1 protein-coding gene and 1 pseudogene are annotated in these 570 nt (G+C 63.2%); one reads left to right on the top strand and one right to left on the bottom strand.

Annotated features, from left to right (window positions below):
- On the top strand, positions 1-120 hold a 120-nt coding region (locus EOA49_RS32345), incomplete at its 5' end, for a glutaminase (RefSeq protein ID WP_206520264.1).
- A gap of 103 nt (positions 121-223) precedes the next feature.
- Here EOA49_RS32345 and EOA49_RS32995 read toward each other — a convergent pair.
- A pseudogene (locus EOA49_RS32995) lies at positions 224-570 on the bottom strand (ribonuclease E/G); the annotation flags it as partial.

Here is a 570-nt window from a genome sequence, read left to right as displayed (position 1 = left end):
GGCGTCGCCTCGCTCGCCGTCTGGTCCCCCGGCCTCAACGAGAACGGCAATTCAAAGCTCGGCTCCATAGCGCTTGAGAAGCTCGCCAGGATGATGAACTGGTCGATCTTCGCGCCTTAGCAGGTGCTGGGGCGCAAGATTCGAAGGCCAGAAAACGAAAATCCCGCGCCGGACGAGCACGGGATTTTCTGTTCAACAGCGAAACCTAATGAGCTGACAGAGCTTAGAAAAAGCCCTTCCGCTGCCACCAGCCGGCACGCTTCGGCTTTTCTTCGGTCTTGGCTTCCTCGCTGACGTTGGACGAAACGACGGGGACAGCCGGCGTGTCGATCGACTGCGGTTTGCGCCGCGTTGGATGGGCATTGACGGATGCTTCAGCCTCGCTCGGAGCAGCAGCGGCCGCTGCCAGCTCCGGTTCGGCCGCCGCAGGTTCAGCGGGAAGTCCCGCCGCCGGCTCGGGCGCTTTCTCGGAGACGGTTTCCTCGACAGCCTTCTTCGATCGCGGTGCACGGCGAGGCTTCTTCGGCTTCTCCGTTTCCGCGACATCGTCATTGGCAGGCGGGGGCGCGG

This window comes from Mesorhizobium sp. M1A.F.Ca.IN.020.04.1.1, assembly GCF_003997315.1.
GTDB lineage: Bacteria > Pseudomonadota > Alphaproteobacteria > Rhizobiales > Rhizobiaceae > Mesorhizobium.
Note: the sequence above shows the minus strand (reverse complement) of the source record. Positions and strands in the feature narration are given on the sequence as shown.